Here is an 8,281-nt window from a genome sequence, read left to right on the forward strand (position 1 = left end):
GGAAGGTGGACGGTTCCACGTGACGTACGTCATTGCCCTGCCGTGTGTGGATGTCAAGGACAAGGCCTGCATCGAAGAGTGCCCGGTCGACTGCATCTACGAAGGTGAGCGGATGTTGTACATCCACCCCGACGAGTGCGTGGACTGCGGCGCCTGCGAACCCGTGTGCCCAGTCGAGGCCATCTATTACGAGGACGACACCCCGGACGAGTGGGCCGACTACTACAAGGCCAACGTCGAGTTCTTCGACGACCTCGGCTCGCCGGGAGGCGCCGCGAAGATGGGCCTGATCCCCAAGGACCATGAGCTGATCACCGCCCTGCCGCCGCAGCCGATGCCCGAAGGCCTCTGACGGCCTCGGCCTGACGAACCGGTCCTGAGCTGACTCCGTGCTGACGCTGCCCGAATACCCCTGGGAATCCCTGGCGCCCTACCGCGCCACCGCCGCGGCCCACCCTGGTGGGATCGCCGACCTGTCCATCGGCACGCCCGTGGACAGCACCCCCGGGCTCATCCAGGACGCCCTCTCGGCGGCCGCCAACGCGCACGGTTATCCGACCACGCAGGGTACGGCCGAGCTGCGCGAGGCCGTCGTCGCCTGGTTCGACCGGCGCCGTGGGGTCCCCGGGTTGGAACCGCAGGCCGTCATCCCCACGGTGGGCTCCAAGGAGTTCATCGCCTGGCTGCCGCTCCTGCTGGGCCTGGGTCCCGGCGACGTGGTGGTCCGGCCCTCCGTGGCCTACCCCACGTATGACATCGGAGCCCTGCTGGTGGGCGCCACCGCCGTGGCCGCGGACTCGCTCGATGAACTGGACGCTGCAACCCGCGCCAGGGTCAGGCTGGTCTGGACCAACTCCCCGGCCAACCCCACCGGGAAGGTGGCCTCGGTCGAGGAGCTGCGGGCCGTCGTCGCGCAGGCCCGCGAGGTGGGTGCCGTGGTGGCCGGCGATGAATGCTATGCCGAGCTCGGCTGGGGCAGCTGGAATGGCGATGACAGCGCGGGGCTTGAGGACAGTGCGGTCAGCGGGGAACAGCGGGACGGGGCCGCGGCCAGGGTGCCCTGCATCCTCTCGCCCGAGGTGTCCGACGGTGACCACACCAACCTGCTCAGCGTGTACTCGCTGTCCAAGCAGTCCAACCTGGCCGGCTACCGGGCGGCTTTCGCTGCCGGAGATGCCGCGCTGGTGTCCACCTTGGTCAACAGTCGCAAGCACGCCGGGATGATCGTGCCGATGCCGGTCCAGGCCGCCATGACGGCAGCTCTCGGGGACGATGCCCACGTGCAGGAGCAGAAAGAGCGGTACCGGGTTCGGCGACGCCTGCTCAAGGACGCGCTCGAGGCCGCCGGACTCGTGGTGGACCACTCCGAGGCGGGGCTGTACCTGTGGACCCGGGACGGCCGGCGCACCCGAGGGGAACTCCGCCCCGAGGGGCTGGGCGGCGCTTCCGTAGACGTCCCGGACGTGGGCCTCGACGCGGTCGGAGCCGTGTCTGCGGCGCCCACGGAGCAGGACAGTTGGGACCTGGTCGGCGAGCTCGCCGGACTGGGCATCCTGGTCGGCCCCGGCACCTTCTACGGCTCGGCCGGCAATGGCTACGTACGAGTGGCGCTGACGGCCACGGACGACGCGGTGGCGCGGGCGGCGGAACGGCTGCGCTCCTGGCGCTGACCCGTGGTCTCGGTGGTTCACCCCTCCGGGGCGCTGCCAGGGACGCCGCCAGGGGTCGTCATCGTCACGGATTCCTTGTCTGGGTCCCCGTCTTGATAGCGTTGACATGGATTGGGCCACCCCCACTACACATGGTCGCCGTCCCAGGAGGATGGTTTCCGGTGGTCCGCACACTGAACAACTCATGAGGGAGCACCCATGACCGAAAACACTTCAGCTCAGCTGTCCGTTGACGGCACGACCGTCGAGCTGGGCCGCGAGAAGGCCACCCTCGGCAATGACGGTCTGAACATCGGACCACTGCTGAAGGACACCGGTCAGGTCACCTACGACCCCGGCTTCATGAACACGGCCAATGCCAAGTCGGCCATCACCTACATCGACGGCGATGAGGGCGTGCTGCGCTACCGCGGCTACCCGATCGATCAGCTGGCCGAGCACTCCTCCTTCCTCGAGGTCGCCTACCTGTTGATCTACGGCGAGCTGCCGACCGGGGACCAGCTGGGTGAGTGGGACCAGAACATCCGCCGCCACACCATGCTGCACGAGGACCTCAAGGGCTTCTTCAACGGCTTCCCGCGGGACGCGCACCCCATGCCGGTGCTGTCCTCGGCCGTGTCCGCCCTGTCCACCTTCTACGCCGATTCCCTGGACCCGTTCGACGAGGAGCAGGTCCACATCTCCACCATCCGCCTGATGGCCAAGCTGCCGGTGATCGCGTCCTACGCGTTCAAGAAGTCGATCGGCCAGCCGATGCTCTATCCGGACAACTCTCTCAACCTGGTGGAGAACTTCCTGCGCCAGAGCTTCGGCGTCCCCGCCGAGCCGTACGAGTTGGACCCGGACATGGTCAAGGCCCTGGACCTGCTGCTCATCCTGCACGCGGACCACGAGCAGAACTGCTCGACCTCCACGGTGCGCCTGGTCGGCTCCTCGCACGCCAATATGTTCGCCTCCATCTCGGCCGGCATCAACGCGCTCTACGGCCCGCTGCACGGCGGCGCCAACGAGGCCGTGCTGAACATGCTGCGCTCCATCAAGTCCGACGGCGTCAAGCCCGAGGACTTCATGGAGAAGGTCAAGAACAAGGAGGCGGGAGTGAAGCTCATGGGCTTCGGCCACCGCGTCTACAAGAACTACGATCCGCGGGCGAAGATCGTCAAGCAGACCGCCCATGACATCCTCGGCAAGCTCGGCGGCAACGACGAGCTGCTGGACATCGCGATGCGCCTCGAGGAGAAGGCCCTCGCGGACGACTACTTCATCGAGCGCCGTCTCTACCCGAACGTCGACTTCTACACTGGGCTGATCTACAAGGCCATGGGCTTCCCGGAGAAGATGTTCACCCCGCTGTTCGCGCTCGGCCGTCTGCCCGGCTGGATCGCGCAGTGGCGCGAGCTCATCGAGGACCCCGCCACCAAGATCGGGCGCCCGCGCCAGGTCTACACCGGCCACGAGCTGCGGGAGTACCCCCAGCGCTGAGCCGGTGGCGTCGGCAGCCCCGCTTCGATCGGCCCTTGACGAGGCCCTGCCGCCACGACCGCCCCTGCACTACATGGATCCTGCCGGGCCACAGTGATAATCACGGTGGCCCGGCAGGATCCTTGTGATTAAGGTCCCGCGAAGGTCACCGTCACCGCGCCGTCGGTGCCCGTGGCCGGAGCCCAGCCGTGATCCACCCGGACCCAGCCCTGCCCACCGAACGAGGCAGAGGTGATGCCGAACTGGTCGGCGTTGGCCACGGCCCACTGCACCAGAGCCCAGCCCCGCGTCCCGGAGGCCGGGATGGTGGCCGAGCGGCCGTCGTCGGACATCTGGGGCTGCGCCGAGGACAACTGGTCCTGCAGGGCGGCGGACATGCCCGCAGCGTCACCTGGTTCGGTAGGCGACTTCAGCACACAGTTCAGGGCCGCAGGTGAGTGCCCGGTCAACGCCGAGGCATAGGCCCGGCCCTCGGGCTCATGGTCGGCGTAGGCATCGGGGAACGCCGAGCGCTGGACCCTCTGGGCGGCCACCGTGATGTCAAGGTTCTCGAAGTCCGGCACCAGCTCCTCCAGCTCCTGGTAGAACCGGTTCGCCGCGTAGACGGGATCCATGACCTGTTCCTCCGAGCCCCAGCCCTGGGACGGCCGTTGCTGGAACAGGCCCCGCGAGTCCGGTCCGGCGTCGTCCCCGTAGTCGATGTTGCGCAGCTTCGACTCCTGGAACCCCGTGGCGATGCCGATCGACGCGGCCCGGGCCGGCAGGCCGCGGTCAAGGGACACCGCGGAGATCAGGGCGGCGTTGGCCGCCTGGTCGGGCGCGAGCCTGAAGGAGTCGGTTCCGACGATCGCCGTGCAGTGCTCCCGGACCAGGATCTCCGAGGAGTCGATGAACCGGGAGGCCACCCACGCGCCGGCGGTCACCACGGCCAGGCAGATCACCAGGACCACCAGAGCACGCCAGCGCCGCCGGGAACGCTTGCTCATCGGCGCAGCACCCCTCTCCCGCAGTCCAGGGTGGTCAGCCCCGGTGACCGAGACACGGCAGTATTCGGCATGGTCGCGTCACTCGGAGTCAGTTGGCGTGCAGGGCGTCGTTCAGGGCAACGGTCTGGCCGGCACGGGGCAGGGCCTGGACCTGACCGGTGGAGGAATCGCGGCGGAACAGCAGGTGGGGGACGCCCGAGAGATCGAGGGCCTTGACGGTGGTCTCCTGGCCGGCCTCACCGCCGGCCTGACCGACGGCCTCCCCGGAGGACCCGTCATGGGAGTCCATGCGCACGGCAACCCGGGTGCCGGCGGTGATGTAGAGCCCGGCCTCGATCACGGAGTCGTCGCCCACGGAGATGCCCACTCCGGAGTTGGCACCCAGCAGCACCCGCTCGCCGATGGTGATCCGCTGGGATCCCCCTCCGGAGAGGGTGCCCATGATGGAGGCACCGCCGCCCACGTCGGAGCCGTCACCGACCACGACGCCGGCCGAGATCCGGCCCTCGACCATGGAGGCGCCGAACGTGCCGGCGTTGAAGTTCACGAAACCCTCGTGCATCACGGTGGTGCCCTCGGCCAGGTGGGCCCCGAGCCGGACACGGTCGGCATCACCGATGCGCACGCCGGTGGGCACCACGTAGTCGGTCATACGGGGGAACTTGTCCACGCCGTAGACCTGCACGGGACCGCGGGCGCGCAGACGGAGCCGCGTGGTCTCGAATCCGGCCGGCAGGCAGGGGCCGAAGTTCGTCCACACCACGTTGGCCAGCACCCCGAAGACGCCGTCCAGGTTGATGGTGTTCGGCCGCACCAGCCGGTGGGACAGCAGGTGCAGGCGCAGCCAGGCGTCCAGGGCGTCTGCGGGGGCTGCGTCGAGATCGATCTGCACGGTGTGGACCTGCTGGCTGGTACCCCGGTCGGCGTCCGTGACGGCCACGGCGGCCAGCTCGGCCTCCAGCCCTCCGGGGTCAGTGCCCAGCACCGGGGCGGGATACCAGACATCGAGCACGGTGCCGTCGTCCGCCACCGTGGCCAGCCCCACGCCGGAGGCTGTGCGCACGCCGTCTGCATGAACGGCGTCGATGTGGTCGGAACGGTCGGCGGACTGGCTGGAACCCGGCTGGGTGGGGGTGGAAGTCATGGGAAATATCCTACTGGCCCGACTTAGACTGACGGGCATGACAAGCCCCAGCCCCGCCGGGCCCGCCTCCGGCCATCCCGTCCCCGTCCTCCCGCCGCTCGACTCGGATGTGGCGACCCTGACGGCCGCACTGCTGGACATCCCGTCGGTCTCCGACCATGAGACCCTGCTGGCCGACGCCGTCGAGGCAGCCTTGCGATCCCTGCCGCGGCTGGAGATCCACCGCATCGGGGACAGCGTTGTGGCGCGCACCGACTGGGGACGTCCGGCGCGGGTCGTGCTCGCCGGGCACCTGGACACGGTGCCGCTGCCGACCACCCCCGGCGCGCGCGGGACGGTGCCCTCCAGCTGGGATGCGTCGGTCGGCGCCGGGACCTTGCCGTCCGGACTCGAGACGTCTGGAACCGGGCCGGCCAAGCCGGCGGACACGGACGTGCTCTACGGCCGTGGTGCCACGGACATGAAGTCCGGGGTGGCCGTCCAGCTGGCACTGGCCGGGTGGATTGGGCACGACGCCGGCCCCCTCCCCGCGCACGACGTCACCTGGGTGTTCTACGACCACGAGGAGGTCGGTTCCGAACACTCGGGATTGGCCCGGGTGGCCCGTGAGGCACCGGAGCTGGTTCAGGCTGACTTCGCCGTGCTGCTTGAGCCCACCGACGGCGTGGTGGAGGGGGGATGCAACGGGACCAATCGCTACGTCGTCACCGTGCCCGGGGTGGCGGCCCACTCCGGGCGGGCCTGGAAGGGGGAGAACGCCATCCACGCGGCCGGGCCCCTGCTGGCGGCGCTTGCGGCCTATCGGCCCGCCACCATCACGGTCGAGGGACTCGACTACCGGGAAGGCCTGAACGCGGTCCGGATCCACGGAGGGACTGCCGGCAACGTCATTCCGGACACCTGCGCCGTGGAGATCAATTACCGGTTCGCCCCGGACAAGGACCTCGAGCAGGCCCATGCACACGTCTACGCGGTGCTGGCCGAGGCCGGCATCGGACGTGAGCGGGTGGAGATCGTCGACGAGTCGCCCTCGGCCCGGCCGGGACTGGACCGTCCGGCCGCCGCCGCCTTCGTGGCGGCGGTGGGGGGAACGCCGATGCCGAAGTATGGCTGGACGGACGTCGCCCGGTTCTCCGAGCTCGGGGTGCCGGCCGTGAACTTCGGCCCCGGGAACGCCCTGCTGGCCCACACGGACGACGAGCATGTCACCGCTGGCGCCATCCGCGACTGCCTGGCCGCCCTGCGCCGGTGGCTGGTGCCGGATGCCGGCCCGGCATCCGCGTCGTCCTGACCTGCTGCGGAGCGGATACCGAACCGGCAGCTGGACCTATCGGCCAGACTTGCCTGCCGGCAAGACCTACTTGGCGACCTCGATGGTGGACACCATGGTGGTGGAGGTGGCCGGGGCCGTGTCCCCACCGGTACGGGAGGAGAGGGTGCCGGCCAGCTTCGTCGCCAGCCAGGTCAGGATGAAGTTGATGACGATGAAGATCAGCGCCGCCACCACCAGCGTCTGCAGGATGTTCGAGTATCCGGAGCCCAGCTGGCGGGAATACTGCAGCAGCTCGTAGAAGCCGATCAGGTAGCCCAGGGCGGAGTCCTTGAGGATGACCACGAACTGGCTGAGCAGGGACGGCAGCATGGCGGTCAGCGCCTGCGGCACCTCCACGAGCCGCAACGACTGGTTGTTCGTCATGCCGACAGCAGCCGCCGCCTCACGCTGGCCCTTGGGCAGGGACCTCACACCTGAGCGGACCAACTCGGCGATCACGGCCCCGTTGTACAGCGTCAGGCCCACGATCACACCGTAGTAGGCGGCGTCCGAGGAGGCGATGAAGCCGGTGGGCGCGACCACGCGGGAGAAGAAGAAGTACAGGAAGAACATCATCACCAGCACCGGAACGGCGCGGAAGAATTCGACGATGACCCCCGAGATCCCACGGATGATGGCAAACGGCGCCAACCGCAGGAAGCCGAAGACCAGCCCGAACACCAGCGCCGTGACCACGGCGATGCCGGAGGCCTGCAGGGTGAACTGCAGGCCCGGGAGGTAATAGTTGGTCCAGGCGTTGGCGTTCAGTGCATTGGTCCACTGGGCAGGGGCCAGCTGACCCTGCCGGTCCAGTTGCATCAACACGAGGACGACCACGACCAAGACGGCGGCGAGGGCGATCGCATTGGAGATCAGGATGTTGCGCCGGGCCCGAGGCCCCGGGGCGTCGAAGAGGACGGAGGCCTGTGCCTTCATCGGGCCACCGCCAATTTGTCGGAGAGCCAGGTTGTCAGGATGCCCATGGGAATCACGATGATGCAGAATCCGATCGCGATGGTGAGGAAGATGTAGATCATCAGGTCCGGGTTGAATTCGATCATGGTCCTCATCAGCCCGGATGCCTCGGCCACGGAGGCCGCCGCGGCCACCGTGGTGTTCTTGGTGAGGGCGATGAGCGTGTTGCCGAGCGGCGTGATCGCACCGCGCAGAGCCTGGGGGAGCACCACCAGGCGGGCGGCGGGCAGGAAGCTGAGCCCGATCGCCCGCGCGGCCTCGGCCTGGCCGAGGGGCACCGTGTTGACGCCCGAGCGGATCGCCTCGCACACGAACGCCGCGTGGTAGAGGGTCAAGGAGATCACGGCGTAGGTGAAGAAGTTCAGATCGAAATTCGAGGAGAACGTGATCTGCAGCTGACCCCATACGGCCAGCACACCGAGCACCATGATGATGGTCAACGGGGTGTTGCGGACCGTGTTCACGTAGGCCGTGCCGATGCTCCGGAGGGAGCCGACGGGAGAGATCCTGAAGACGGCCAGGATGGTGCCGAGCACGAAGGAGCCGATGGCCGCCAGGAACGTCAGTCGGACGTTCATCCAGAAGGCGCCGAGGACGTCGTAGTCGGCGAAGAGTTCGAGGAATCCGTTCATGAGCTTCCTGTGTCAGTGGCCGCCGGCTGGGGGTTACCGGGGCCGTGGCCGGAGGTGTGGCCGGAGGAGGACGGCGGTGG

At 68.5% G+C, this 8,281-nt stretch carries 8 protein-coding genes; 4 read left to right on the top strand and 4 right to left on the bottom strand.

The genetic code is table 11. The features are described 5' to 3' along the window. The first annotated feature begins 19 nt into the window (after nt 1-19). The 3 genes from fdxA (at nt 20) to ABD134_RS14310 (ending at nt 3,152) form a co-directional block, all read left to right on the top strand. Nucleotides 20-352 (top strand): ferredoxin, encoded by a 333-nt coding sequence (fdxA, locus tag ABD134_RS14300; protein ID WP_159551716.1) that lies wholly within the window; start codon nt 20-22, stop codon nt 350-352. 37 nt (nt 353-389) lie between these two features. Further along, nucleotides 390-1,670, top strand: coding sequence for a succinyldiaminopimelate transaminase (gene dapC / locus ABD134_RS14305; protein WP_344230544.1), 1,281 nt, complete (start codon nt 390-392; stop codon nt 1,668-1,670). Between the two features lie 198 nt (nt 1,671-1,868). Next, nucleotides 1,869-3,152 (top strand): citrate synthase, encoded by a 1,284-nt coding sequence (locus ABD134_RS14310; RefSeq protein WP_344230546.1) that lies wholly within the window; start codon nt 1,869-1,871, stop codon nt 3,150-3,152. 128 nt (nt 3,153-3,280) lie between these two features. Here ABD134_RS14310 and ABD134_RS14315 read toward each other — a convergent pair whose 3' ends face one another. Together ABD134_RS14315 and dapD are read right to left on the bottom strand one after the other, a co-directional pair. Then, nucleotides 3,281-4,138, bottom strand: a complete 858-nt coding sequence (locus ABD134_RS14315; protein WP_344230548.1) for a hypothetical protein — start codon at nt 4,136-4,138, stop codon at nt 3,281-3,283. Between the two features lie 88 nt (nt 4,139-4,226). After that, nucleotides 4,227-5,282 (bottom strand): 2,3,4,5-tetrahydropyridine-2,6-dicarboxylate N-succinyltransferase, encoded by a 1,056-nt coding sequence (dapD, locus tag ABD134_RS14320; RefSeq protein ID WP_344230550.1) that lies wholly within the window; start codon nt 5,280-5,282, stop codon nt 4,227-4,229. 37 nt (nt 5,283-5,319) lie between these two features. Here dapD and dapE point away from each other — a divergent pair, with 37 nt between their 5' ends. Further along, nucleotides 5,320-6,573: a succinyl-diaminopimelate desuccinylase gene (dapE, locus tag ABD134_RS14325; RefSeq protein ID WP_344230552.1), complete on the top strand. Its 1,254-nt coding sequence runs from the start codon at nt 5,320-5,322 to the stop codon at nt 6,571-6,573. 66 nt (nt 6,574-6,639) lie between these two features. On the opposite strand, the gene ABD134_RS14330 is transcribed toward dapE, so the two are convergent. Together ABD134_RS14330 and ABD134_RS14335 are read right to left on the bottom strand one after the other, a co-directional pair. After that, on the bottom strand, nt 6,640-7,530 hold the full coding sequence (locus ABD134_RS14330) for an amino acid ABC transporter permease (protein ID WP_344230554.1): 891 nt from the start codon (nt 7,528-7,530) through the stop codon (nt 6,640-6,642). Beyond that, nucleotides 7,527-8,201, bottom strand: a complete 675-nt coding sequence (locus tag ABD134_RS14335) for an amino acid ABC transporter permease (RefSeq protein WP_344230556.1) — start codon at nt 8,199-8,201, stop codon at nt 7,527-7,529. Before ABD134_RS14335 ends, ABD134_RS14330 begins: the two co-directional genes overlap by 4 nt. Nucleotides 8,202-8,281 lie beyond the last annotated feature (80 nt).

This window comes from Citricoccus alkalitolerans (genome assembly GCF_039528175.1).
Taxonomy (GTDB): Bacteria; Actinomycetota; Actinomycetes; order Actinomycetales; family Micrococcaceae; genus Citricoccus; species Citricoccus alkalitolerans.